Origin of the sequence: Flavobacterium sp., assembly GCF_035299245.1 — a bacterium.
Lineage (GTDB): Bacteria > Bacteroidota > Bacteroidia > Flavobacteriales > Flavobacteriaceae > Flavobacterium.
On the sequence record NZ_DATGWY010000011.1, the window covers coordinates 13,388 to 39,741 of the forward strand.

A 26,354-nucleotide genomic window follows, 5' to 3' on the forward strand; every position below is an offset into this window, starting at 1 on the left:
AAAATAAAGAATTACCTTCTAAAAACAACAAAATACTTAAAAAAAATGTTAAAATGTTGTGTAGGTTTTTGTTTACAGTTTAAGACTAGCTTTTTAAAAAAAAGGTAAAAATTTGCTAAAACTCTTATTTACTTGACATTATGAAAATTGCAATTTTTTTCTGTAAGTATTTTATACAGGAAAAAAACATAAGAAAATAACTATATTTTAATCGATGTTTGTTTTTAAATCGTAATAATTAGCATTTAATCGATAAAAGAAAAAGGCTGATGCTTTTTCATTACAAACTATTGTGTAGATTAAAAAAAATACTCTATTTTTGAAGTCTAATGCGATGATTATGAAACATTTCTCCTTTTTATTATTTCTTGTTTTTGGCGTGTCTTTTTCACAAGTATACGTTAGTAACAATAGCTTCATTTATAACAGAGCCAGTTTAGTTTATGTAACTGGTAATGTTGAACTGAACGGTGCAAATAGTAATTTTTATTTGCGTAATGAAGGACAACTCTTGCAAGGAACCACAGGTACTTCTACCAACAGAGGTTTAGGTAAGTTGTCTGTTTTTCAAGAAGGAAGTTCTGATAATTTTGATTACAACTATTGGTGTTCTCCGGTCGGGAATTCATCGGTTGCTATTGGAAATGAAAATTTTGGAATCACCATGTTGAATCGACCAACTACGGTAACTGCTTCAACTCCTGCTACAATTATTGCAGGTTATGATGGTTCTACAACCAATTCAAGTTTGGAAATTTCAAGATTTTGGATATGGAAATACTTGTCTTCAAATGTATACGATCCGGGTGGAGCAGGATGGATTTCCGTTCAAGATAATCCCACTTTGGCTGCTGGTCAAGGCTTTACTATGAAAGGGACAAGCGGAACAGATAATACTAATGTTGGTGAAGCAACAGTTAATAATCCTGGTGGTGCTCAACGTTATGATTTTAGAGGAAAACCCAATGATGGAAATATTACAGTTGGTGTTGATTTAAATAAACAAACACTTACAGGAAATCCTTATCCTTCAGCACTTCACGTTAATGCATTCTTGTTAGATCCAGCGAATACTGCCTTCGATAGAATTGCTTATTATTGGGAACATGATAAAACAGTTAACTCTCATTATTTAGCTCAGTACAGAGGTGGTTATGGGACTTATTCTCCAATCAGTTTGGTGTCTAATGGTTTGTATGTTCCAGCTACTTATGATAGTTATAATCCAGACGGAACACTAAATACTACAGGAGCTTCTTCAGGTTTAGTTATTGAAAGAAAATACGCGCCAATAGGTCAAGGGTTTATGGTGAGAGGAAATTCTTTGGGAACGGTTACAATCAGAAATACTCATCGTGAATACTACAGAGAATCAGGTGCATTATCTCAGTTTGAAAGAGTCAATGCAAATGCTGCTGATTCAGATGATGATGGAGTGGTTTCAACTGGCCCAATCAACTCAGTTTCTCATATTCGTTTGAATACAATTATAAACAATCAATTTACACGTCAGGTTGCTTTAGCGTTCTTGCCTGAAGCTACTATGGGAGTTGATCCAGGAATTGATGCTAAAAGTCCGGATGATAACTTACCGAACGATTCGTACTTCTCCTTGAATAATGAAAAATATGTAATACAAGGAATTGATTTTAATATTGAGAAAAGACTTCGTTTTGGTTTTAAAGTTACTGGAAACACAGCTTTTAAAATTAGTTTAGTTGATGTTGTGAATTTTGATCCCAATCAACCCGTTTATGTTTACGATGCACAAACAAATTTCTATCACAACTTAAAATTAAGTGACTTTGATGTTAATTTGTCAGAGGGTGTTTACAATGATCGTTTTGAAATAACATTCAAAGATGCTTCTTTAGGGAACAACGAAGTTTTAGAAAACAACTTAGTTGTAGTACAAAACAATAATAATCAAGTGTTGTCTATTTCAAATCCAAATGCTGTTGAGATTAAATCAGCGGGATTATATGATATTGCCGGAAAATTAGTGCTGCAAAAAACGGATTTGTCTTCTAAACAAAACTATGAGATATCAACATCTTCTTTAAGCGAAGGAGTTTACATTGTTAAATTATTTGGAGCTGATGGTCAAAACATGAGCCAAAAAATTATCGTAGAAAGAATCGACTAACCCATTTTCAACTTTACTATATAAAAGGTGTTCATTAAGAATGCCTTTTTTTATGGTGTAATTTTTACCTTTGTCAAAACAATAATTTTGGAAATTCCAACCCAAAAAATTCATATGCCTAATTCTTCAATTCAACTTTTCATTCGAAGAGAAGATTTGATACATCCTTTTGTTTCGGGCAACAAATTTCGTAAGCTCAAATACAATTTAATTCAGGCAAAAAAAGAAAATCAAACTACTCTTTTGACTTTTGGGGGTGCATTTTCCAATCACATTGCCGCTGTTGCCTATGCAGGAAAAGAAAATGGTTTCAAAACGATAGGTGTTATTAGAGGTGACGAATTGGCTTCACAAATCGACCAAAATCCAACGTTAAAGTTTGCTCATGAATGTGGAATGGAGTTTTATTTTGTGACAAGAGAAAGTTACCGCCAGAAAGACTCTGCTGAATTTATTCAGGATTTAAAAGAAAAGTTCAATAGTTTTTACTTACTACCAGAAGGCGGAACCAATGATTTGGCAGTTAAAGGATGTTCAGAGATGATTACTGGTGAAGATATAGAATACAATTTCATTTGTACAGCTGTCGGAACCGGTGGAACCATTTCTGGAATTATCAATAGTGTTTTAAGTCACCAAAAAGTTTTGGGTTTTCCTGCGTTAAAAGGCGATTTTTTACAAAAAGATATTCGTAAATTTGCCCAGAATGAAAATTGGGAACTAGTTTCTGACTATCATTTTGGAGGTTATGGAAAAGTAACCAACGAATTAATTCAGTTCATTAACTTATTTTTCGCCGAAAATAAAATTCCGCTCGATCCCATTTATACTGGAAAGATGGTTTTTGGCGTTATCGATTTAATACAGAAAAACTATTTTCCTGAAAACTCAAGAATTTTACTTATTCACACAGGAGGAATTCAAGGAGTAGAAGGAATGAATATAAAATTAAAAAAAAATAATGCGCCTATTATACAATTCATTGATTAAAAAAATTGCATTTTGTTTGCTCATCAGTTTCTTTATTGCTTGCAGTTCTTCAAAACCTGTTGTTCGAACAACGAAAGAGCCTGTCAACAAAACAAGACCTGAAATAGTAGTTCGTACCGATAAAAAACCAGTCGAAAAACCTACGCAACCAAAAGCAGAACCAATAGTTACTGTCCCAACATCAACCAATTCTCAAACGGAAACTTTAGAGGCTACTTCAAAGGTGAAAGTAACTACTGAAATTGTTTTGGCTTACATTGATAAATACAAAGATGTAGCGCAAAAAAACATGAGAAATCACGGTGTTCCCGCTAGTATCGCTCTTGCACAAGCAATTTTAGAATCGGGTGCTGGAACAGGTGATTTAAGCAGACAAGCCAATAATCATTTTGGTATCAAATGCCACAAAGATTGGAACGGCCCAAGTGTAAAACATGACGATGACGAAGCACAAGAGTGTTTCAGAAAATACGATAATGTATACGACTCCTATCAAGATTACGCTAACTTTTTAAGAGGAAGAAGATGGTACGATCCGCTTTTTAAATTAGAGCAAGACGATTATAAAGGCTGGGCAAAAGGTTTGAAAAAAGCAGGTTACGCCACCGATCCAGCTTATCCAACTAAATTAATCGGACTCATAGAACGTTATCAATTGCAAAAATACGATGCTGAAGTTTTAGGAAAAGACTATGTGCCTACAACTCCAACAAATTCAGTTACCGTTGCGGATAAACAAACTGAGAAACCACAGCCAACCACAGATCAACATCAAGTGGTCAAAGGCGATACTTTGTATTCGATATCCAAACGATACAATATTTCTATAGAAGAGTTAAGAAAGAAAAATAATATCACCGAAAATGCCATAAGTATCGGTCAATTACTCCAAATAAAATAATACTAAAACACACTTCATTTATGTTATACCAAAGAAGTAGTTCGCTTTTTGCCGAAGCTGAACAAGTAATTCCAGGCGGTGTTAATTCGCCCGTAAGAGCGTTCAAAGCTGTAGGTGGAACACCCATTTTTGTCAAAAGTGCCAAAGGTGCTTATTTGTATGATGAAGACGGAAATCGATTAATAGATTATATCAATTCTTGGGGTCCAATGATTTTAGGTCATGCCCACGAACCCGTTGTGAATGCCATAACCGAAAGAGCACAACTTGGAACATCGTTTGGTATGCCCACCGAATTGGAAACTAAAATAGCCCAATTGGCTATTTCAATGGTTCCTAATATAGACAAAATTCGTTTTGTAAATTCAGGAACTGAAGCCTGTATGAGCGCTATTCGTTTGGCACGCGGTTACACCAAAAGAGATAAAATCATCAAGTTTGCTGGTTGTTATCACGGTCATTCGGATTCGTTCTTGATTCAAGCAGGAAGTGGTGCCATCACATTTGGTGCGCCAAACAGTCCAGGAGTAACTCAAGGAACTGCAAAAGATACATTATTAGCTAATTATAATGATATTGAAAATGTAAGATCATTATTCAATGCCAATCCTGATGAAATAGCGGCAATTATTGTAGAACCTGTTGCTGGTAATATGGGTTGTGTACCGCCAATCAATGGGTTTTTAGAGCAATTAAGAGCAATTTGTGATGCTAATGGAACCTTGCTTATTTTTGACGAAGTAATGACGGGATTCCGATTAGCAAAAGGTGGAGTGCAAGAATTGTTCAACATAAAGGCTGATATTGTTTGCTTCGGAAAAGTAATCGGAGGTGGTTTGCCAGTCGGAGCATTTGCTGCTCGCAGTGAAATAATGAATTTCTTAGCGCCACTCGGACCAGTATACCAAGCGGGAACATTGTCAGGAAACCCTTTAGCGATGGCAGCTGGATTGGCAATGCTTCAGGAATTAAATGATAACCCTGATATTTTCTCACGATTGGAAGAAAAAACAGCTTATTTGGAAAAAGGAATTCGAAAAGTATTATCTGATAATGAAATCGTATTTACCATCAATAGAGTAGGTTCTATGATTTCTGTGCATTTTGATGAACATCCAGTGGTTGATTTTCAAACAGCCAAAAACGGCGATAACGAAACCTTTAAAAAGTTTTTCCACGGATTATTAAACGAAGGTGTTTACATTGCACCATCTGCTTATGAAACATGGTTTATTACTGATGCGCTATCGTATGAAGATTTAGATTTTACTATTAATGCAATTAATAAAGTTGCAAAAACACTATAAAGAAAAAGCCCCGATTCTCATCGGGGCTTTTTTTATGCTAAAATTAGATTATTTACTTTGTGTAGCTTCAGACATTACTTTTTCAAGTTTTTCTTTTGTTGCAGCATATTTTTTATTTTGCTCACCAGTTAATGTAGCTTCTAATTTCAATCCTACAATTCGGTTTACTTCAGCTTTTCTCTCAGCAGAAAGATTCTTGTCAGCCAACATTTGGTGTTTTTGTTCAAACAATCTGTATAAATCAGCAACTTGAGTATCAGTCAAACCTACTAATTCAGATAAAGTAGAAACTTCTTTCTTAGCTAAAGCTTCTGGAGTCATTTTGCTATCTTGAGCACTAGCCGTTAATGTAAGTGCAAATAGTAATGAAAGAGTAAAGAATAATTTTTTCATAATTTTGATTTTTTTTTAAGTAATAGAAACCAAAACTAATTTATTTTTTGCAAACCACAAAATATTTATCCTTAATTATTCACCATCAACAGGTTTTGCTCCTCTTTTTCCTTTGAATTTTTCCATTCGGTCTTTTTTGGCTTCCGTCCATTTTTTATACTGATCTTCCGAAAGTACTTTTTTCATTTTGTTTTTCATTGCCAACTCTTCGTCAATTCGATTCTTTTTCATTGTAGCAATTTCCTCGTCAGATGGTTTATCACCTTTTTCTCTTCGGGTTTTAAATTCTTCTTTTTTAGCCTCTCTCTTTTTAGATTGTTCCACTAAAATAGCTTTTACTTCATCTTGTTGTTTGGCATCTAAACTTAATTCAGAAGTCATTTTTTTCAATACAACTTCAACTTGTTGTTCTGGAGTCATTCTTCCTTTTCCGTCTCCTTTTTTTCCCTGTGCAAAAGCTGTCAATCCTACAACCAAAGCAACGGCTAAAATTAATTTTCTCATGTTTTAAAATTTAAGTGATTTAAAAGTAAGACTTTATTCGATAAATAAGGTTTAATCCTTAACAAAAGTTTAATAAATTGATTTTAAAAGAAGAATGGGTTTTAATGAGATTGAATTAATTCTTTATCTTAGCAATCTATAACCAATTAAAAACATCTAATTATGGAATCATTCGAAAACCAAAACCAAAAACCAATGTCAGTAAAAGACTGGCTGATTACTTTTTTAATCTTAATTATTCCAATTGTAGGATTAGTGATGCTTTTCATTTATGCCTTTGGCGATAATCAAAATATTCACAAGCAAACTTGGGCCAAAGCTCAATTAATTTGGTTGCTTATTATGTTAGTCTTAGTGTTTTTAATTCTTATGGCATTCGGTTCTATTTTTGCCGCAGCAATGGCGGCCGGAGCAGGATCTGGTGGTTATTAATAAAAAAAAGGGAACTCAATTGGGTTCCCTTTTTTCTTTTATCGTTTCGGTTTTAATTCAAAACCACGGTTTTATTTTCTCCTTCAACTACCACTTTGGTCATTCCGTGTTTGGCTAAACCTTTCATGGCTGCGTCCCATTTTTTACCGCTCAATTGTGATTTTTCTTTTAATTGAGCTAAAGGTTGATTGTTTTCAGTTTTCAATATACTGATAATTAATTTTTCTTCTTCAGTCAATTCGATTTGCTTTTTCTCTGGTCGCATTTGCGGGAAGAATAACACTTCCTGAATCGATGCATTATTGGTCAAAAACATAATCAAACGATCCATTCCAATTCCCAATCCTGAAGTTGGAGGCATTCCGAATTCTAACGCACGTAAGAAATCTTGATCAATAAACATCGCTTCGTCATCACCTTTTTCTGCCAACGCCATTTGAGCTTCGAAACGCTCTCTTTGGTCAATTGGGTCGTTCAACTCTGAATACGCATTCGCAATTTCTTTTCCGCATACCATCAATTCAAAGCGTTCGGTCAATTCGGGATTGTCACGGTGCGATTTACACAACGGTGACATTTCTTTTGGATAATCAGTAATAAAGGTAGGTTGAATGAAATTGCCTTCGCATTTGGCTCCAAAAATTTCATCTATTAATTTTCCTTTACCCATGGTTTCATCCACAGCAATTCCCATAGATTGCGCCGCTTCAAAGAGTTCGCTTTCGCTTTTTCCCGAAATATCAAAACCTGTAAATTGTTTAATGGCATCGGTCATGGTAACACGTGCATACGGCGCTTTGAAATTGACTTTATGCTCGCCAAAAGTAGCTTCTGTAGTTCCGTTTACTGCTAAAGCACAATGTTCTAATAAGTTTTCGGTAAACTCCATCATCCAGTTGTAGTCTTTGTAAGCTACGTAGATTTCCATGGCGGTAAATTCAGGATTGTGTGTTCGATCCATTCCTTCATTTCTGAAGTTTTTCGAAAATTCGTACACACCATCAAATCCACCTACAATCAATCGTTTCAGATACAATTCGTTGGCAATTCGCATGTACAACGGAATGTCTAAACTATTATGGTGTGTGATGAATGGTCGTGCCGCAGCTCCACCCGGAATCGCTTGTAAAATCGGAGTTTCTACTTCCATATAACCCGCATCGTTAAAGAAATTCCGCATCGCGGTAAACAATTTGGTTCGTTTAACGAATACCTCTTTAACATCAGGATTTACAACTAAATCTACATAACGCATTCGATAACGCAATTCTGGATCGACAAAAGCATCAAAAACATGACCTTCGTCGTCTTTTTTTGGCAATGGTAATGGGCGTAAGGTTTTGCTCAAAAAAGTAAATTGATCCACACGAACCGACTTTTCACCTACTTTGGTTAAAAACAATTCGCCTTCAACTCCTATAAAATCTCCCAAATCGGTTAATTTTCTAAAAACTTGATTGTATAAAGTTTTGTCTTCACCAGGGCAAATGTTGTCGCGATTAAAATACAATTGAATTCGACCTTCGCTATCTTGTAACTCCACAAACGAAGCTTTTCCCATATCACGATCGCTCATGATTCTTCCAGCCAAGATTACCTTCTTACCTTCTTCAAATTGTTCCTTCACCTGTTTAGAAGTGTGTGTTACGGGATACAAATTGGCGGGATAAGGGTTGATTCCCAAATCACGTAGAGCTTTGAGTTTTTCTCGTCTAATGATTTCTTGTTCTGAAAGTTGCATAATGTATAAATTTAAGTCGGCAAAGATAGTCAATCGGTGTAAAGTATCAAAACAGGAAATTTTCATTTTTTTGAAGCAAAAGGCTTGGTTTGTGTCAGTAATCCATTTTCCAGCCATTTGCTTTATCTTTTTTGTCTCCCAAAGCAGTGCCAAAAGACAAAAAAGGATGCCGCTTCTGTCTGGGCTAGAGAAGAAACTTTTTGTATCTTTGGAAAAATTTTTAAAATGAGACTATTTAATTACCTGCTAGTCGCTTGTGTATTAGTGACATTTTCAAGTTGTTCCATTACTGAAAAAATCATTTTCAACGAAGATAATTCGGGCAAATTTGCCTGCGAAATTGACGGTTCTAAAATGATGTCCATGATGGGAAGTGCTATCAAAGCAGAAACTGAAAAAAAATCCAAAAAGAAAAAGAAAAAAAATAAAGAAGGCGAAAGAGAGTTGGCGGATATTGATAGTACATTTACTTTTAAAGAATTGATGGCAAGCAAACAAGATAGTATTGCCAAATTGCCATTAGAAGAACAAGAAAAGTTCAAAAGAATGGAAAATTTTAGTATTCGAATGGTTATGAATGAGGAAAAAAGTATATTTAACTATACATTGTTCACCGATTTTAAAGCAATTAGTGATTTAAATGATTTAATGTCGCCTATGGAGTCAGTAAAATCGTTCAATGGAGGAAACAAATCGGTTGGAAACAATGGAGATATGATGAAAGATAACAATTCAAGCGAATACTCTTTTGATGGTAAAGTCTTTAAAAAGAAAGTACGGAAGTTAGTAGCTGATAATTCTGATAAAGATGCGCAGCTTTCTAAAGAGGAAGCAGAGTATGCTGCAGGTAAAGAAGAGTCAATGAAATTAATTTACGACCAATCTGATTTTAAAGTAGTATATCAATTTCCAAGAGCCGTTAAAAAAGTATCGATTCCAAATGCACTTTACAGCGAAGATCGTAAAACAGTTACGATTCTTTTTGACATGAAAGAATACATGGAAAATCCAGAAAGTTTAAGCTTTGATGTGGAGTTAGAGTAATTATGATGAACAAAAAAATTCAACTTGTCGACTTAGGATTTAAAGATTACAAAGAAACTTGGGATTTTCAAGAGCTATTGTTCAAGGAAATCGTCGATATCAAAATTCAAAATCGAAGAGAAGATTCGGCACTTGAAACGCCTAATTATTTTTTGTTTGTAGAACATCCTCATGTATATACATTGGGTAAGAGTGGCGATTTGTCTAATTTGTTATTGTCAGAGAAACAGCTTTCTGAAAAAGGGGCTACTTTTTATAAAATTAATAGAGGTGGAGACGTTACCTATCACGGTCCAGGGCAAATTGTAGGTTATCCTATTTTGGATTTAGAAAATTTTTTTACCGATATTCATAAGTATTTACGATTGTTAGAAGAAGTTATTATACTAACGCTGGCAGAATATAATATTAAAGGAGTAAGGAGCGAAGGTGAAACCGGAGTTTGGATTGATGTCGGAACTCCGTTTGCTCGAAAGATTTGTGCTATGGGTGTTCGAGCTTCTCGATGGGTAACCATGCACGGATTTGCTTTAAATGTAAATGCCGACTTAGGCTATTTTGATAATATTATTCCGTGCGGAATTAAAGGAAAAGCAGTTACTTCTTTACAAGTTGAATTAGGTGTTGAAAAAGTAAATGAAGCCGAAGTTAAGGAAAAAATTCTAAAACACTTTTCACAACTCTTTGAAGTTGCATTTAAGACGCTTGACAAAGCTTCAGTGTAATTATAAATCTAACTTTAGCTGTTCTGGTAATAATCGGAAACTCATCCGGTGGTATTTTGTCGTTCCGTACTTTTTAATTGCTTCACGGTGTTCAATAGTTGGATAACCTTTGTTTTGTTTCCAATTGTACATAGGATATTCCTCGTGAATTGTATTCATGTATTCGTCTCGGTAGGTTTTTGCTAAAACAGAAGCAGCTGCAATACTCATGTATTTAGAATCACCTTTTACAATAGTGCTAAAAGGAATATTGTTTATTGGTTTGAACCTATTTCCATCAACAATTATGTATAATGGTGTTGGATTCAACTTAATAATGCTCTCTTGCATTGCCTTAATCGATGCGTTTAAAATGTTGATTTCATCAATTATTTTAGGTTCTAAGTGAGTTACTGAAAAACTTATTGCTTTTTCTTCAATTAACGGTTTGAGTCTTTCTCTGACTTTTTCAGAAAGTTGTTTGGAATCATTGAGTAATTCCAAATTAAAATTTTCAGGAAGTAGTATTGCAGCAGCTGTAACTGGTCCGGCGAGACAACCTCTTCCTGCCTCATCAGTTCCGCATTCATATTTATGTTCCGAGAATCTTAATTTTAACATAAAATTAATTTTGATAATAATGCAAATTTTAACGCAACCATATGATTTTTTTTGCATCAAATGGGTGTGTTGCAACCACATCGTTAGTAAATCGCTTGAAAATTTTAACAAAAATAAAAAATAATATTCCGAAGTATTATTTGTTTATTTAATAAATTATTAAGAAGTTTGCGGAATAACTAACTCAAATAAATTTAATATGAGATCGAAGTTCAAATGGATTTTTACGCTTCTATTAGCGTTTTCAATGCAGTTTTCGTTTGCACAAGAGAAAACTGTAACCGGTGTAGTTTCTGATGATAAAGGGACTTTGCCTGGTGCAAATGTTGTTGTAAAAGGTACAGCAAGAGGAGTACAAACAGACATGGATGGTAAATACGCCATCAAAGTAAAACAAGGAGAAACTTTGGTTTTTTCATTTATCGGAATGAAAGATGTTGAAAAAGTTGTAGGTGCTTCAAATACAGTTAGTGTTAAGATGGAGCCAACTACTAGTGTTTTACAAGAAGTAGTAGTTGAAGGTTATAGAACTACAACAAAAGCAGCAACTGTAGTAGCGCAAACGACTGTTAATGCTAAAACTATTGAGAACAGACCTAATGCTTCGTTTATTCAAACGTTACAAGGTCAAGTTGCTGGTTTGAATATTCAGACAGGTTCGGGTCAGCCAGGAGCCAAAAGTACAGTAATCATTCGTGGAGTAGGTACAATTAATGCAAATACAGACCCGCTTTACGTGATTGATGGTATGCCTACAAATGGAGACAACTTTAGAAGTTTGAATCCAAATGATATTGAATCTGCAACAGTTTTAAAAGATGCATCGGCTATTGCTATTTATGGTAATAGAGGTTCTAATGGTGTAATTGTTGTTAAAACTAGAAAAGGAGGAACTGAACAAGGTAAAACTAAATTTAGATATTCGTTAAATACAGGTTTTACGTCTCTTCAAGGTAATGATTATTCATTAGCTAATGCTAAAGAATTGTTGACTTTAGAAAGAACTTACGGGGTTGGTAGAGGTAATTTAAACCCTGCAACTGGTGTGCCTTTTACTGATGCTGAGATTAATGCGTATCCGATAGATACTGACTGGGTTGATTATTTCTTCGATACAGCAGCTTCTTCTGAGCACAATTTTAGTGTAGAGAGCCAAGGGAAATCACTTAGTTCATATACTTCTTTAAACTACTTAGATCAAGAAGGTATTCTTAAATCTACAGGATTAAAAAGATTTACTTTGAGAAATAATTTAAATGGTAAATCAGAAAATGAGAAATTTTTCTATTCTACTAATTTGTCTTTAGGTTTTTCTAAAAATAATGAAGCTACCAACTTAGGAACTGGAGCAATTAACAGAAACTATGTGTTAGGGGCAACTCTTTCGGCTCCTTATATCAGTCCTGATGAATATATTGATCCAGTACAAGTTTTTGACTTGTATCAAGCTGATGGTACTTTATTGTATACTCCTCTTTTCTTAATGGATAAATTAGCTACATATACCAACCAAACTGACGAATTGCGTTTAATAGGTTCGTTAGAGGCTGGTTATGAGATTTTCAAAAACTTAACATTCAAGTCAAGAACAGGTATTGAATCGATACAAAATAGATTTACTCAATCAGAGCACCCTATCTCATTTAATGCATTGCTTTTTGTTAATCCAGGTCAAGAATTTGGAGGTTTTGAAGATGTTAATAACAGAAGAGAAACATATTTTAATCAATTATGGCAATTAGATTATACAAGAAAATTTGCTGAAAAACACACTGTTAGACTTTTAGCTGCTACAGAGTATAATTTCAATCAATTGAATTCTAACAACGTAAGACAAAGAGGTTTGAATCCATCTACTTTTGTTCCAGGCACTGGTTCTGGTTATTTAGCAGATATTACAGCTCATGATTTTTACGGTCCTCAAGCTTCGGTTGGAAAATTAAAACGTAACTTATTGTCTTATTTTGGAACATTGGATTATGATTTCAATAATAAGTATGGTATAGTGGGTTCATTCAGACGAGATGGAACAAGTGCTTTCATAGGTGATAGAGTATGGGGAGAATTTTGGTCTGTAGGAGCTCGTTGGAACATTGATAACGAAGCATTCTTAAAAGATAGCAAAATATTCAAAGTTTTAAAAATGAGAGGTTCATATGGTACAGTTGGTAATCAAAGAATTGTTGACGGAACTGTTTTCGCTGGTTTGAATCCTCCTCCTTACATTAATACTCTTGGAGTTAGTGCAGCTGCAGCAAACGTTTATAACGGTCAGGCAATTTCTACACTTACTTTAGGTTATGATGATTTACATTGGGAAACAACTGAGCAAAGTAACGTAGGTCTTGATTTTGAGTTATTCAATAAAAGTAGACTAAGAGGTACTTTTGATTGGTACAACAGAAATACAATTGAAGTATTCAACCCAGATCCAATTTCACCGATAGCTGGTGCTACAACTTTAAATAGAAATTCAAAAGCTAACGTTAGAAATAAAGGGGTAGAGTTGTCTTTAGCTTTTGATGTTGTTAACAATGAGAATTTTAAATTCACGCTTAGAGGTAACGGATCATACAACGATAACTCTGTTGATGGATTAATTTTAAATGACGGAAGAACTATTCAAGGAAATTATATTACAGCTAACGGTGGTAGAGTTTATGAATTCTATGTTATACCTTATGCTGGAGTTAATCCTGCTAATGGAGAGTTGCTTTTCCAAGCTGCTGATGGTACTTTAACTGAGAATCCAGTTGATGCTGACAGAGTTGCTACAGGTAAATCTGAAATTCCAGTATATCAAGGAGGTTTTGGTTTTGATATTGATTACAAAGGATTCTTCGCAACTTCTAACTTCTCGTTTTCACAAAAAGTGTGGAGATTTGATTTTGACTTAGATGGATTTTATGATCCAACTTCTTTAGGTCAGTTCGTGGTTAGTAATGATTTACTTAATGCTTGGACTCCTACTAATACTAATACTGATGTGCCAGCTTTAAACGCATTGAACTTAGGAACAGCTGCTAACTCAGATCGTTTTATTCAAGATGCTTCTTTTGTAAGATTACGTTATTTACAAGTTGGTTACAGAATACCTAAGAAATTCTTAGATAAAACTTTTATTAGCGGGTTGTCGTTCTATGCTCAAGGTGAAAATATTTATACTTGGACAAAATGGAGAGGTTTTGATGCTGAGAGTGATAGAGCTGCTGATCAAGCTCAATATCCTACACCAAGAATTATTTCATTTGGTATGGACTTAAGATTTTAATAATAATATATAAACATGTTAACTATGAAAAAATATTTAGGTTTATTTTTAATATTTTCTACTCTTTTCTTTACCTCATGTGATGAAGAGTTGTTAGAGCCTTTTACACCAGGTGCCATCCCTGAAGAAGAAGCGGTTCAGACTACTGCAGATTTGAGTAGATTAATGAATGCAGCTTATGGTATTTTAACTCCATTTTCAGAAATTGAATTTAATTCTATTTTTACTGACGAAGCGGGTATCGGTTATGCTAATGGTGGTCAAGGATTAGATGATAACTATGCCTTTCTTTTAAATCCATCATCAGATTCAGCTAATGGTATTTGGGATACTCATTATATAACCTTGTCACGTGTTAATAGAGTAATCAAATTCTCTGCGAATGTAACTCCTGTTGACGCTGCTGATCAAGCTGTGTTTAACAGATTATTGGCTGAGGCTTATACTCTTAGAGCTCATTGTCACTTACAATTGTTAGCACATTATTCAACAAATCCTAAAGATTTGAATGCTTTAGGTGTTGTGTTGTCTAACGATGTTTTTCTTGCTTCTTATGTTGGAAGTAGAGTTGCAAATGGTCAGATTTATAATTTGATTGATAGTGATTTAACACAAGCAGAAGCTTTATACGCTACAGTTCCAAGTGCAGATGCAGTTAATCCAATTTATGCAAACAAAATATTCACAACGGCTGTGAGAGCAAGATCTTACGCCTTAAGAGGTGATTATCCAAATGCATTAATTTATGCTAACCAAGTTATTGCGACTCCAGGTCTTTCTTTATCTACTGGAAGTACTTACAGAGATATGTTTTTAACTGACGCAACTGGTGAGACAATTTTCAAAATTGACAAAGCTACTGGTCAAACAAGAATTGGTAATATTTGGGCAAGTGTTAATTCTACTGTTAGTGGATCACCATTCTACGAAATGGGTCGTTCTCTATTTAATATTTTGAACACTACTAACTTGCCTTCTGCAACTTCTTACACAGTAACTGCTATTGCAGGAACAGCTATTACTATACCTGGCCATACTTTGGCAGTTAATGATATGTTTGTTTCTACACAAAATGTTCCTTCTAATGCTACCTACAATGGAGCTGGTACAGGTACGGTTCCTGCTAACTCTTTAGTGGCTGGAAAAGTTTATTTTGTTAGATCTGTGAGTGGTAATAACATAACTCTAACTGACAGTTATAACGGTACTACAAACATTAATTTCTCTGCAGCTAACGGTCCTAGTTTATCTATTCCTGTTAAAACTAATGATGGAGATGTTAGATATTCTACTATGGTGCATCCTACATCAATTATTGATTTCAATTATCAATCTAGTTCTGATTTCAGAAACACTGATAAAATCGCTATTAGAAAATATCCTGGTGCTGGTACAAATGGTAATTTAGTTAATGATATTAAAATTTGTAGATTATCTGAAATGTACTTAATCAAAGCTGAAGCAGAAATTGCTGCAGGTAATTTAACAGCTGCTGCTACTACTATTCAAACATTGAGAAATGCTCGTTTCAATAAAGTTCAACCTCTTCCTGTATACGCTAATGCTACAGATGCTTGGAAAGCAGTTCTTCAAGAAAGAAGAATTGAGTTGGCTTTTGAAGGTTTCAGATATGTTGATTTAAAACGTATAGGAAGTTTAGCTGGTGAGACTATTTCAAGAGATTCTCAAGACTGTGCATTTAACGGTGCTTGTTCATTACCGTTAACAGACTTCAGATTCACTATGCCGATTCCACAAGATGAAACTAATGCAAATGGTGGCATCCAACAGAATCCTGGTTACTAATTTATATCTGATTTTATATAAAGAAAGCTGCTTTTAAGCAGCTTTTTTTATTTTTAACATTTGTTATATAATTAAATTATTAAATTTGTTGTTTAACATAATTGATTTTAAAGATTTTAAATACACATGAAGAAAATTATATTAGTTTTTCTCTTTATCTCATCAGCCGTTTATTCACAGAATGAGATTGAAAGAACCAGAATTAAAGCTGCTTCAAATCCGATTGAAGTTCAGGCATTAAAAGATTATTATGTGCAGTATTTTGATACTCAAAAAAGACTGATAGATGAATATGCCTCAGTTAATAATCTTTCTGATGAGCAAAAATTTTCACTTCAAAGAGTTATTGACGGTGTTCCCTATTTTTATGGTACCGATAATGCTGGCTCAGCTACAACATTGCGTGCTACTTCTATGTATCCTGGTGGATCTTTAGGCCTAAATATTACCGGTCTAGGTATGGTTGCAGGAGTTTGGGATGGAGGTAAAGTTAGAGATACACATCAAGAATTTGTTGGAAAAATTACTCTTGGTGATTCAAATTCTTCTTTGAATGGGCACTCTACACACGTAACAGGAACTGTTCTCGCTTCTGGTGTAAGTCTAAGTAGAAGAGGCTTGGCCTACCAAGCAAGTGGCATCACATATGATTGGACGAATGACGCTAGTGAGATGATAAGTTTTGCTGATTTGGGATTTCTAGTTTCAAATCATTCATATGGAAATATTGCTGCGAATTTACAAACCTATACTTTTGGTATGTATAACGGACAATCAATAGAAACTGATAATATTATGAACGCTTTTCCTTATTACCAAATTGTAAAATCAGCTGGTAATGATCGAAGCGATACTAGTATTTTGCAACAAAATATTAAAGGAGGTTATGATTTGTTATCGGGTGTTTCTACTGCAAAAAATGTTCTGACTGTTGCAGCCGTAAATCAAGTTACAAATTACACTAGTCCTGATGATGTAGTTATGAGTAGCTTTAGTAATTTTGGACCAACCGACGATGGAAGAATAAAACCAGATATCTCTGCAAAAGGAGTTGGTGTGGTTTCTACCAATTCAACAACAGATGCTGCTTATACAACACTGCAAGGTACATCCATGGCTGCGCCAGCTATTACAGGCTTAATTCTGCTTTTGCAACAGCATTACAATACATTAAATGAGTTTTCTTACATGAAATCGGCTTCAGTTAGAGGTTTGCTATGCCAATCTGCAAGAGAAGCAGGTTCTAGTCCAGGTCCAGATTATTCTTTTGGATGGGGTTTAGCTGACGGTCAAAATGCCGCTCAAATTATTTCTAATAAAGGAGTTTCTTCCATTTTTGATGAATTGAGTTTACAAAATAGTTCAACATATACAACTACATTTACAATTAATTCTATACAAGATATCAATGTAGCTATTGCTTGGACAGATCCAACAGGTAGTGCAAATGCATCTACAGATGAAGATAATAGAACACCGAGATTGAGAAATAATCTAGATTTGAAAGTTATTAAAAACGGTGTTACATTTTATCCTTGGAGATTGGATCCAGATTCTCCAACTTCACCAGCTGTTAATGATGCTGATAATGATGCTGACAATATCGAAAGAGTTGAAGTTTTTAATGCTGATCCAGGAACATATACTATTCAAGTAACTCACAAAGGATCTTTGGTTGGTGGTTCTCAAGATTTTACGCTAATCGCGTCTTCAACAAATGGTTTGACGCTAAACAACCCGAATTTTGTTGCCGACAACAACTTTTTTGTATATCCAGTTCCTACTAAAGATTTTATTAACTTTTCGAACCCAAATAATTTTGATGTAAAAGAGGTTACAATTACTGATATTACAGGAAAATTAGTAGTTGCTAATCCATCCATTTCATCAAACTCTATCGATGTTTCTAATTTGCAAACAGGAGTATATTTCATTAAATTTACTACCGATAGTTTTTCTACTATGAAAAAGTTTGTAAAAAACTAAAATACTCACAAATCATTGTTAAGAGCGTCTGCCATGGTAGACGCTTTTTATTTTTATACTATATTTGCCGCATTAGACTAAATGAGTCTTCTTTACATAGTTAAATTTCATTAATGATGAACAAAAAAATCTTTCTTTATATTTTAGGCTTTTTGCCGTTCTTCATCTCTGCCCAAACTCAAGAAAGAAGTGAAGGCAAAGAATCCAAAGAAAACAAAACACCTAAAGCAAGAAACGATCAATATAGAATTTATTCTATCGAAAGAGATACAACCTACGTAGACACATCTTTAACGATTCAAAGCGATTACAAATACAACTATTTGCGAAAAGACACATTCGGATTACTTCCATTTGCTAATGAAGGTCAAACCTACACTGTTCTCGATTTTGGATTGAATCAAGTTAGTCCGTATCCCGAATTCGGATTCAAAGCCAAACACTTTAATTTCTACCAACCTTCCGATATTAAATACTACTCAGTAGCTACTCCATTAACCGAATTGTATTTCAAAACCGTAATGGAACAAGGACAAAATGTAGATGCTTTAATAACATTAAACACTTCTGAAAGATTCAATTTTTCGATTGGTTACAAAGGATTACGGTCTTTAGGGAAATACATCAACCAACTATCAAGTGCTGGAAATTTTAAGTTTACTTCAAGTTATTTTACCAAAAATAAACGCTACATAGCCAATTTTCATTTTACTGGGCAAGATCTTCTCAATGGTGAGAATGGCGGAATAACCACCATTTCCGATTTTGAAGGTGAAGATGCTGCGTTCAATAACAGAGCACGTTTTCAAGTGTATTTTACAGATGCTAAATCATTTCTAAAAGGCAAAAGAGTTTTTATTGATCATAATTTTAGAATCAATAAAAAGGAATCCGATAACAACCTTATTCTGAACCACCAATTCAATTACGAAAACAAATACTACGAGTTCTACCAAACAATTCAGTCGGTTACCATCAATCAAGTAGCTGTAAAACGCTTCGGAGAATCGTACCGTGATGGAGAAATTAACGACCGCGTCCGATTCCGAAAAATGTTCAATCATGTGGGTTTGTCGTTCAAAAGTAAATTTCTTGGTAACGTGAAAGCATTTGTGGAAGATTATTTTTACAAACAGTATTACGATGCCAATTGGATCATCAATGATGTAATTATTCCTTCTAAAATTGAAGAACGCGTAAGTGCAATTGGAGGACAATATTTCTACGATAAAAATAAAATAAAAGGAAATTTACTCATCAAAAAAGCAATTACCACTCAAACATTTTCTGAGCTTACGGCAAATGCCAGTTACAAAGTAAACGACAAAAATGCTATCGAATTTCAATTCCAAAACCTAAGTAAAATTCCGGATAACAATTTTATCTTGCACCAAAGTTCCTACGTCACTTACAATTGGTTCAACAGTTTCAAAAATGAAAAAATAAATTCGTTTTCAGTAGATGCCAAAACACAATGGGTTAATGCATCCTTAAAAGCAACATTGCTCAATGATCATTTGTTTTTTAGTGATGATAATCCCAATAATGATACCATTAGTGTAACTCCAAAACAATACAACAAATCGATTAATTATCTTTCAATAAGAGTTAATAAAGAAATTAAATACAGAAAATGGGCGCTAGATAACACCATTTTGTATCAAAAAGTAACCCAAGAAGACAATGTTCTCAATGTTCCTGAATTAACTACACGAAATACATTGTACTATTCCAATCATTTCTTTAAAAAAGCAATGCAGCTTCAAACGGGAATCACATTCAATTATTTTACCAGCTATTTTGCCGATAACTATAATCCTCTATTGGGAGAGTCATTTGTACAAAACGAAAAGAAAATCGGAAGTTTTCCTATGCTCGATTTCTTTGTCAATGCTCGAATCCGTCAAGCGCGAATTTTCCTTAAAGCTGAGCATTTTAACTCAGGTTTCACAGGTAATAAATTTTACTCCGCACCCAATTATCCGTACCGTGATTTTATGGTGCGCTTCGGATTGGTGTGGGATTTCTTTCAATAGTTATAGGAACACAATGGTTTGGGCTTTCTTGTAATCCATTTTCCTGCTTTCCGTCACGCGCGGCGTTTCCTCCAATCAGGGTTAGAATGTGATCTTCAGGAGCAAAATAACCATTCTTGCAAAACCATATTATTATCAATATCTTTGTTGTCGCAAACACAAACAAAATGAACTATTCAGAAAATATATTAGGAACTATCGGCAACACGCCTTTAGTAAAACTAAATAAAGTAGTAGAAGGAATCGATGCTTTAGTATTGGCCAAAGTAGAAACATTCAATCCAGGAAATTCTGTAAAAGATCGTATGGCTCTTAAAATGGTGGAAGATGCCGAAGCCGACGGTCGATTAAAACCCGGTGGAACCATCATCGAAGGAACTTCTGGAAACACCGGAATGGGATTGGCATTGGCCGCTATCGTAAAAGGATACAAATGTATTTTTGTAATTACCGATAAACAATCCAAAGAAAAAATGGACATTCTTCGTGCTGTTGGAGCCAAGGTTGTGGTGTGTCCAACCGATGTAGAACCTACTGATCCACGTTCGTATTACTCAGTTTCCAAACGATTGTCTACCGAAATTCCGAATTCCTGGTACGTAAATCAATACGATAATCCTTCTAATGCAACAGCGCATTACGAACAAACCGGACCCGAAATTTGGGAGCAAACCAACGGAAAAGTTACCCATTTTGTGGTGGGTGTGGGAACTGGCGGAACCATTTCGGGCGTTGCCAAATACTTAAAAGAAAAAAATCCAAATATTAAAATCTGGGGAATCGATACGTATGGTTCTGTATTCAAAAAATACCACGAAACTGGAATCTTCGATGAAAACGAAATCTATTCGTACATTACTGAAGGAATCGGAGAAGACATTCTTCCTAAAAACGTAGATTTCTCTTTAATTGATGGTTTTACCAAAGTAACGGATAAAGATGCTGCCGTTTTTACACGTAGAATCGCTTTAGAAGAAGGTATTTTTGTTGGGAATTCTGCTGGCTCTTGTATTAAAGGATTACACCAATTGAAAGAACATTTCACTAAAGACGACGTGGTTGTGGTACTTTTTCACGATTCAGGAAGTCGTTACGTTGGAAAAATGTTCAACGACGATTGGATGCGTGAACGTGGTTTCTTAGATGAGGAAATCACCAAAGCTGAAGACGTAATCAAAGATCATATCGATAAATCACTGGTTGTAGTTCGCACTGAAGAATTGGTTTCTCACGCCATTGACCGTATGCGTAAATACAAAATTTCTCAAATTCCAGTTATTGATATCAACGGTTTTGTGGGTTCTGTAGATGAAACTGATTTGTTCCAAAGTTATGTTTCAGACAAAAATGTAGCCGATAAACCAATTAAAGAAGTAATGGGTAAGCCGTATCCAATTGTAAAATTAGGAACACCTATCGAGGAAGTTTCAAAATTATTCACTAAAGACAATCAAGCCGTTTTAGTGGATTTAGAGAATGGTAAACACCACATCATTACTAAATACGATATTATTGGTTCTATAAAATAAAAAAGAGTCAAGACCACTTCGTTGCAAGATCGCTTCGCTGCAAGATAATCCAATTGGATGTTTTCGGCAAAGCGGTCTTTCTTCTTTCTGCGTAGCGGTCTTTCTTCTATTTTATTCCCCAATCAAAACACCCGAAACATTCCAAGCGCTAAAACTAGTTCCTTCTGGTGCGCCTTGCGGAATTTTTACTTGTAGCGTATGAATTCCTGCTTTTAATTCGCCTAAATCAATATAAACAGGATTAGTTACCATTCCCGGACACCAATTTGATCGACTGTAATCTGAGGATGATAAACCATTAGGGAAATTCCCCGAAGCCGGATTGTACAATCGGTACGAACCACAATCTTCTCTCCAAGGTGTGAAATGAAATGCTTCTTTTTCATCCAAATAAATCGTGTTCTTTTTGGGCACAAATTCATCGCCATTTTCCCAACCACCATGACCTGTCGTAATGTAACGCAGACGCGCTTTTTTAAGGTCTTTATTCAAAGTGAATGTCAGCGTTAAACCTTTCTCCGAATTGAATAGAGTTCCGTATTCTTGACCGGCCATTTCCATTACATTGGTGGTGTTGAATAATGGTACAGCAGTGGTCGATTTTGCAACTCCGTTTTCTTCAGGATGGATGGTAATGTTCATACTCACCTTATGTCCGCCTTTATCATAATTCCCAACAAATATTCCAAGGTAGATTTCTTTTCCACTAAAAGCCGAAGTCAATTCGGAAATATCCTGACGGTAATTCACTTGCTCTTCCCACGTTTTGTTCTTCAATTGAATATGATTGTATTGTTTGATTCCGAAAGGCGTGAAAAAGCGCATCAATTCTAACAAAGGCGAATAATTTTCATCAGCTACAATTCCTTGGTATTGCTTTCCATTTCCATTTTCAAAAATCGGTAACGTTTTGGCACCGTTGTTCAAGCCATCTAAAAATGATGTTTTCTTGTCCATCGGAATCATAAAAACCGAACCCGTTCTGTCGTAAGCATCACCATTGGATTGCTCGGTTAAATCAACAAAAACCTGACTTCCTTTAGCTATTTCAGGGAATTTTATCTTCCGTAAAATGATGGTTCCGTTGGCAAACCGCAATATACTATCATTGCTTTTCGACGCATCCGAAAAATTAATGATTTCCTCTTTGAAAACTGAAATTGTGGTGAATCGACTTTTCCACAACAAATCGCGGTACGTAATCAAATCAATTGTTTTTTTACTCTTTTCTTGAATGTTCAGAGACGGAATCTGTTTTACTTTTTCCACTTTGGTAGCAGTAACTACAAAATTTCCGTTGCGTACCATTTCCAAAACCAAACCTAAATTTTGTCCTAAAATGGTTGGAGCACCTTTCACTTTCACATCAGTCGTATACCAAAGCTCAATGGTGTTGGAGTTGATTATGGTTTTTGCTTTCTTACAAACAAAACCTTGAATTTGTCTTTTTTCATTGCTGAATTCAAACGATTGTTTGGAGATAGAAGTAGAATCTTTAGTGAAAATGGTTTGATTGGCTTTCAAATTGGCCACTTGAAAATAGTTCATTCCTTTAATCCAACTTTGTTCGTAAGGAAAGGTTGCTTTTCCTTTGAGAATGTTTTCGGAAGTTAATATTGATTCCTTTTCACTCGAAAAAACCACGACCAAATCTTGATTTTCGATTACACTTCCATTCGAACTCTTGGTGTAAGTGATTTTGTAGTTGGTTTGACCGATGCTATAAGTAGTTGAGAATGCTATTAAAAGGAAAATAATTTTTTTCATAAGACCAATTTTGTTTCACAAATATAAAATTTGGAAGTGATATTTCAATTTTTATTACCTTAGTGTTTTCAACGCCATACACATTATTATATGAAAGAAGATTTTATCCACTACATTTGGTTGTACAAGAAATTTGATTTTTCTAATCTAACCACGCATCAAGGCGATTCCCTTTCCATTATTCATAGCGGAAATTACCTTCAAAATGCCGGACCTGATTTTTTTAATGCTCAGATTGTTATCGAAAATCAAAAATGGGCCGGAAATATCGAAATTCACATCAAATCCTCCGATTGGTATTTGCATCACCACGAAAAAGACGACAATTACAACAATGTAATTTTACATGTGGTTTGGGAATACGACGCACCCATTTTCAGAAAAGACAATTCTGAAATTCCGGTTTTAGAATTAAAAAAATACGTCGCGTCGGAAGAACTCATCAAATATCAAAATCTTATTGCTCCCAAATCATGGATTTACTGCGAAAAGCAAATTAAGAATGTCAGTGAATTTGTACTTTCGAATTGGTTGGAACGATTGTTTTTAGAACGATTAGAGCGAAAATCACAACCAGTATTCGAATTGTTAAGTGAAACAGGAAATGATTGGGAAACGGTTTTGTTTTGTTTATTGGCTAAAAATTTTGGATTGAATACTAACGGCGACATTTTTTTAAAAGTGGCGAAATCCATTCCGTTTACCGTCATTAGAAAAGAATCGTTAGAGGTTTCGTATTTGGAAGCATTATTATTTGGTCAAGCACATTTATTTCCAGCAAATCCAGAAGATCAGTACGTGAAAGAATTGCAATCGTGGTTTGATTATTTAGTGTTGAAATATAAAATCAAATCAATTCCAGTTGAACCAGTTCAGTTTTTCAAACACCGACCCGATAATTTTCCTACCATTCGTATAGCACAATTGTGTATGCTGTATCATTTGCATCGCAATTTATTCTCACAAATTATAACTGCTGAATCGGTAAGCACAATTTACAAACTTTTCGAAGTTTCAGTTTCTTCGTATTGGAAAACGCATTATACTTTTGAAAAAGTCAGTCCTAAGAAAGAGAAGTACTTGTCTAAATCATTCATCGATTTAATCATCATCAATACAGTTATTCCACTAAAATTTGCTTACGCTAAAAGTATGGGGAAAGATGAATCAGAACAGCTAATTGAATGGATCAGTCACTTAGTTGCTGAGAAAAATTCAATCATTGATAAGTTTGCTTTTTTCGGAATTGAATCCAAAAATGCGTTTCAATCGCAAGCACTTCTTCAACTGAAAAACGAATATTGTAATCGCAAAAAATGTTTGCACTGCGCCATTGGTTTGGAATTGATTAAAAATTAATACCTTTGAAGAAATAAAAAATGATGATTCGCAACATTCAATTATTTTTTGAAAAACACGGTTTTCACGTGTCTTCGCGCTTAGCCGATAAGTTGGGAATGCGTGCTACTAATGTGCGTTTGTTTTTTATTTACATTTCATTTGTTACCGTCGGACTTTGGTTTGGCGTATATCTCACCTTAGCATTTTGGATAAAATTAAAAGATTTAATTCGGGCCAAACGAAGTTCCGTTTTTGATTTATAGACATAAAAAAAGGATTAAGTTTTTGGCTTAATCCTTTTTAGTTTTATGTCAGAAGTTTCTATTTGTCTCCATTATTCAAACGACTGTTTTTAATTCCGTAAATGAAATAGATAATTACACCTATTCCCATCCAAGCAAAAAGACGTAACCAGTTGGTCCATCCCAATCCTACCATCATCAATAAACAAGCAATTACGCCTAAAATTGGAATAAGTGGTACAAAAGGAGTTTTGAATTCTCTTTTCATGTCTGGTTCTTTCTTTCTCAAAATAATCACCGCAACACATACTAGTACAAAGGCAAATAAAGTACCAATACTCGTCATGTCACCTACAATATCGCCAGGAACAAAAGCAGCAAATAATCCAACGATTACTAAGATTACTAAATTCGCTTTGTAAGGTGTTTGGTATTTTGAATGCAAATCACTGAATGCTTTTGGTAGTAAACCATCTTTCCCCATTGCGTAGAATACTCTTGATTGCCCTAGTAACATTACTAAAATTACCGATGAGAATCCAGCTAAAATAGCAACAGTCACAAAGTTGGCCAACCATTGGTAACCAGTCATGTATTTTTGAATGGCGAAAGCAACTGATGCTTCTCCACCTTCGCCTCTAAAGTCTTCTACAGTAGCAACACCAGTTAATACGTGGGCAAAAAGAATGTATAATAAGGTACAGATTGCTAATGAACCTAAAATTCCAATTGGCATGTTGCGTTTCGGGTTTTTAGTCTCTTGTGCAGCAGTTGATACAGCGTCAAATCCTATGAAAGCAAAGAAAACAGTTCCGGCAGCACCGATTATTCCCCAGAAACCACCAAACGAATGGTCTATTCCATGTGAGTCAGTAAATACAGAGCTAGGCGGAATGTAGGGCTCGTGATTAGAAGGATTGATGAATCCCCAACCTATTGCAATAATCATTACAACTATAGCTACTTTTACAATTACGATGATTCCGTTAACAAAAGCAGATTCTTGTATTCCTTTTATTAAAAGTAAACTAATGGCTCCAACGATGAACAAAGCGGGTAAATTAATCATACCATGTTGAAGTCCATCGGGTGATGTTTGGAAAGGTGAGTGCGAGAGTTCGTAAGGAATCGGACTCATGTGCAGCACGTTGACCAGCAGGTTATTGAGGTATTCACTCCAAGCAATTCCTACTGTTGCAGCTCCAACGGCGTATTCTAATATTAAGTCCCAACCTATAATCCAGGCTAAAAATTCACCCATGGTGGCATAAGTGTAGGTGTAAGCACTTCCTGAAATTGGAATGGAAGAAGATAATTCGGCGTAGCATAAACCTGCTAAAGCACAGCCAATTGCGGCCACTACGAAGGCAATAGTAACTGATGGTCCGGCATTTTGAGAAGCAGCCATTGCCGTTCTAACAAAAAGTCCAGCTCCAATGATGGCTCCAATTCCCAAAGCAATTAACGACCATGCAGTCAAGGTTCTTTTGAGTCCTTTTTCTGTTTCGGATGCTTCAGCTAATAGTAAATTTAAAGGTTTTCTTTTCCAAATTGACATAATTAAATTAGTTTTGGTTAGTAATTGAAATCAAA

The 26,354-nt window shown here is 34.9% G+C and carries 20 protein-coding genes; 14 read left to right on the top strand and 6 right to left on the bottom strand.

All coding sequences use genetic code 11. From position 1 onward, the window contains the following. Positions 1 to 340: 340 nt before the first annotated feature. From VK161_RS08285 to hemL, 4 genes are all read left to right on the top strand, one after another. Entirely contained in the window at positions 341 to 2,146 is a 1,806-nt protein-coding gene (locus tag VK161_RS08285) for a T9SS type A sorting domain-containing protein (RefSeq protein WP_324214308.1), read from the top strand. An 84-nt stretch (positions 2,147 to 2,230) separates the two neighbouring features. Further along, the gene (locus VK161_RS08290) at positions 2,231 to 3,136 is read left to right on the top strand and encodes a 1-aminocyclopropane-1-carboxylate deaminase/D-cysteine desulfhydrase (protein ID WP_414655419.1); all 906 of its coding nucleotides are present in this window, start codon (positions 2,231 to 2,233) and stop codon (positions 3,134 to 3,136) included. Further along, a complete protein-coding gene (locus tag VK161_RS08295; protein WP_324214310.1) occupies positions 3,108 to 4,037 on the top strand; it encodes a glucosaminidase domain-containing protein in 930 nt (309 codons plus the stop codon). Before VK161_RS08290 ends, VK161_RS08295 begins: the two co-directional genes overlap by 29 nt. Before the next feature lie 20 nt (positions 4,038 to 4,057). Next, a complete protein-coding gene (gene hemL, locus VK161_RS08300) occupies positions 4,058 to 5,344 on the top strand; it encodes a glutamate-1-semialdehyde 2,1-aminomutase (protein ID WP_324214311.1) in 1,287 nt (428 codons plus the stop codon). Positions 5,345 to 5,392: 48 nt separating this feature from the next. Here hemL and VK161_RS08305 read toward each other — a convergent pair whose 3' ends face one another. Continuing rightward, the gene (locus tag VK161_RS08305; protein WP_324214312.1) at positions 5,393 to 5,737 is read right to left on the bottom strand and encodes a hypothetical protein; all 345 of its coding nucleotides are present in this window, start codon (positions 5,735 to 5,737) and stop codon (positions 5,393 to 5,395) included. A gap of 75 nt (positions 5,738 to 5,812) precedes the next feature. Beyond that, positions 5,813 to 6,241 carry a hypothetical protein gene (locus VK161_RS08310; RefSeq protein ID WP_324214313.1) on the bottom strand — a complete coding sequence of 143 codons (429 nt, stop codon included), beginning with the start codon at positions 6,239 to 6,241 and terminating at the stop codon, positions 5,813 to 5,815. A 162-nt stretch (positions 6,242 to 6,403) separates the two neighbouring features. Here VK161_RS08310 and VK161_RS08315 point away from each other — a divergent pair, with 162 nt between their 5' ends. After that, entirely contained in the window at positions 6,404 to 6,673 is a 270-nt protein-coding gene (locus tag VK161_RS08315) for a hypothetical protein (protein ID WP_324214314.1), read from the top strand. A 52-nt stretch (positions 6,674 to 6,725) separates the two neighbouring features. On the opposite strand, the gene lysS is transcribed toward VK161_RS08315, so the two are convergent. After that, positions 6,726 to 8,414 (bottom strand): lysine--tRNA ligase, encoded by a 1,689-nt coding sequence (lysS, locus tag VK161_RS08320; RefSeq protein ID WP_324214345.1) that lies wholly within the window; start codon positions 8,412 to 8,414, stop codon positions 6,726 to 6,728. 225 nt (positions 8,415 to 8,639) lie between these two features. Here lysS and VK161_RS08325 point away from each other — a divergent pair, with 225 nt between their 5' ends. Both VK161_RS08325 and lipB read left to right on the top strand, forming a co-directional pair. Then, positions 8,640 to 9,458, top strand: a complete 819-nt coding sequence (locus VK161_RS08325; RefSeq protein ID WP_324214315.1) for a hypothetical protein — start codon at positions 8,640 to 8,642, stop codon at positions 9,456 to 9,458. Between the two features lie 5 nt (positions 9,459 to 9,463). Continuing rightward, entirely contained in the window at positions 9,464 to 10,183 is a 720-nt protein-coding gene (lipB, locus tag VK161_RS08330; RefSeq protein ID WP_324214346.1) for a lipoyl(octanoyl) transferase LipB, read from the top strand. Here lipB and VK161_RS08335 read toward each other — a convergent pair whose 3' ends face one another. Beyond that, the gene (locus VK161_RS08335; RefSeq protein ID WP_324214316.1) at positions 10,184 to 10,783 is read right to left on the bottom strand and encodes a ribonuclease HII; all 600 of its coding nucleotides are present in this window, start codon (positions 10,781 to 10,783) and stop codon (positions 10,184 to 10,186) included. 199 nt (positions 10,784 to 10,982) lie between these two features. Between VK161_RS08335 and VK161_RS08340 the strand changes: the two genes are divergently transcribed. The 5 genes from VK161_RS08340 (at position 10,983) to VK161_RS08360 (ending at position 21,411) form a co-directional block, all read left to right on the top strand. Next, on the top strand, positions 10,983 to 14,054 hold the full coding sequence (locus VK161_RS08340; RefSeq protein WP_324214317.1) for a SusC/RagA family TonB-linked outer membrane protein: 3,072 nt from the start codon (positions 10,983 to 10,985) through the stop codon (positions 14,052 to 14,054). 24 nt (positions 14,055 to 14,078) lie between these two features. After that, on the top strand, positions 14,079 to 15,860 hold the full coding sequence (locus VK161_RS08345) for a RagB/SusD family nutrient uptake outer membrane protein (protein WP_324214318.1): 1,782 nt from the start codon (positions 14,079 to 14,081) through the stop codon (positions 15,858 to 15,860). A 126-nt stretch (positions 15,861 to 15,986) separates the two neighbouring features. Next, complete coding sequence (locus VK161_RS08350) at positions 15,987 to 17,846, top strand: S8 family serine peptidase (RefSeq protein ID WP_324214319.1); 1,860 nt, start codon at positions 15,987 to 15,989, stop codon at positions 17,844 to 17,846. Between the two features lie 113 nt (positions 17,847 to 17,959). Further along, a complete protein-coding gene (locus VK161_RS08355; RefSeq protein ID WP_324214320.1) occupies positions 17,960 to 19,882 on the top strand; it encodes a putative porin in 1,923 nt (640 codons plus the stop codon). A 167-nt stretch (positions 19,883 to 20,049) separates the two neighbouring features. Then, positions 20,050 to 21,411, top strand: a complete 1,362-nt coding sequence (locus VK161_RS08360; protein WP_324214321.1) for a pyridoxal-phosphate dependent enzyme — start codon at positions 20,050 to 20,052, stop codon at positions 21,409 to 21,411. Positions 21,412 to 21,522: 111 nt separating this feature from the next. On the opposite strand, the gene VK161_RS08365 is transcribed toward VK161_RS08360, so the two are convergent. Further along, positions 21,523 to 23,178, bottom strand: a complete 1,656-nt coding sequence (locus tag VK161_RS08365; protein ID WP_324214322.1) for a PNGase F N-terminal domain-containing protein — start codon at positions 23,176 to 23,178, stop codon at positions 21,523 to 21,525. 90 nt (positions 23,179 to 23,268) lie between these two features. On the opposite strand from VK161_RS08365, the gene VK161_RS08370 reads away from it, so the two are divergent. Both VK161_RS08370 and VK161_RS08375 read left to right on the top strand, forming a co-directional pair. Next, positions 23,269 to 24,537 carry a DUF2851 family protein gene (locus VK161_RS08370; RefSeq protein WP_324214323.1) on the top strand — a complete coding sequence of 423 codons (1,269 nt, stop codon included), beginning with the start codon at positions 23,269 to 23,271 and terminating at the stop codon, positions 24,535 to 24,537. Between the two features lie 20 nt (positions 24,538 to 24,557). After that, entirely contained in the window at positions 24,558 to 24,782 is a 225-nt protein-coding gene (locus VK161_RS08375; RefSeq protein ID WP_414655416.1) for a PspC domain-containing protein, read from the top strand. A gap of 58 nt (positions 24,783 to 24,840) precedes the next feature. Here VK161_RS08375 and VK161_RS08380 read toward each other — a convergent pair whose 3' ends face one another. Further along, positions 24,841 to 26,319, bottom strand: coding sequence for an amino acid permease (locus VK161_RS08380; RefSeq protein ID WP_324214324.1), 1,479 nt, complete (start codon positions 26,317 to 26,319; stop codon positions 24,841 to 24,843). Positions 26,320 to 26,354 lie beyond the last annotated feature (35 nt).

What these genes read in the sequence shown, in the direction of transcription:
- VK161_RS08285 (WP_324214308.1), top strand. Translation starts at nt 341, where the DNA reads ATGAAACATTTCTCCTTTTTATTATTTCTTGTTTTTGGCGTGTCTTTT.
- VK161_RS08295 (WP_324214310.1), top strand. Translation starts at nt 3,108, where the DNA reads ATGCGCCTATTATACAATTCATTGATTAAAAAAATTGCATTTTGTTTG.
- hemL (WP_324214311.1), top strand. Translation starts at nt 4,058, where the DNA reads ATGTTATACCAAAGAAGTAGTTCGCTTTTTGCCGAAGCTGAACAAGTA.
- VK161_RS08305 (WP_324214312.1), bottom strand. Translation starts at nt 5,737, where the DNA reads ATGAAAAAATTATTCTTTACTCTTTCATTACTATTTGCACTTACATTA.
- VK161_RS08310 (WP_324214313.1), bottom strand. Translation starts at nt 6,241, where the DNA reads ATGAGAAAATTAATTTTAGCCGTTGCTTTGGTTGTAGGATTGACAGCT.
- VK161_RS08315 (WP_324214314.1), top strand. Translation starts at nt 6,404, where the DNA reads ATGGAATCATTCGAAAACCAAAACCAAAAACCAATGTCAGTAAAAGAC.
- lysS (WP_324214345.1), bottom strand. Translation starts at nt 8,414, where the DNA reads ATGCAACTTTCAGAACAAGAAATCATTAGACGAGAAAAACTCAAAGCT.
- VK161_RS08325 (WP_324214315.1), top strand. Translation starts at nt 8,640, where the DNA reads ATGAGACTATTTAATTACCTGCTAGTCGCTTGTGTATTAGTGACATTT.
- lipB (WP_324214346.1), top strand. Translation starts at nt 9,464, where the DNA reads ATGAACAAAAAAATTCAACTTGTCGACTTAGGATTTAAAGATTACAAA.
- VK161_RS08335 (WP_324214316.1), bottom strand. Translation starts at nt 10,783, where the DNA reads ATGTTAAAATTAAGATTCTCGGAACATAAATATGAATGCGGAACTGAT.
- VK161_RS08340 (WP_324214317.1), top strand. Translation starts at nt 10,983, where the DNA reads ATGAGATCGAAGTTCAAATGGATTTTTACGCTTCTATTAGCGTTTTCA.
- VK161_RS08345 (WP_324214318.1), top strand. Translation starts at nt 14,079, where the DNA reads ATGAAAAAATATTTAGGTTTATTTTTAATATTTTCTACTCTTTTCTTT.
- VK161_RS08350 (WP_324214319.1), top strand. Translation starts at nt 15,987, where the DNA reads ATGAAGAAAATTATATTAGTTTTTCTCTTTATCTCATCAGCCGTTTAT.
- VK161_RS08355 (WP_324214320.1), top strand. Translation starts at nt 17,960, where the DNA reads ATGATGAACAAAAAAATCTTTCTTTATATTTTAGGCTTTTTGCCGTTC.
- VK161_RS08360 (WP_324214321.1), top strand. Translation starts at nt 20,050, where the DNA reads ATGAACTATTCAGAAAATATATTAGGAACTATCGGCAACACGCCTTTA.
- VK161_RS08365 (WP_324214322.1), bottom strand. Translation starts at nt 23,178, where the DNA reads ATGAAAAAAATTATTTTCCTTTTAATAGCATTCTCAACTACTTATAGC.
- VK161_RS08370 (WP_324214323.1), top strand. Translation starts at nt 23,269, where the DNA reads ATGAAAGAAGATTTTATCCACTACATTTGGTTGTACAAGAAATTTGAT.
- VK161_RS08375 (WP_414655416.1), top strand. Translation starts at nt 24,558, where the DNA reads ATGATGATTCGCAACATTCAATTATTTTTTGAAAAACACGGTTTTCAC.
- VK161_RS08380 (WP_324214324.1), bottom strand. Translation starts at nt 26,319, where the DNA reads ATGTCAATTTGGAAAAGAAAACCTTTAAATTTACTATTAGCTGAAGCA.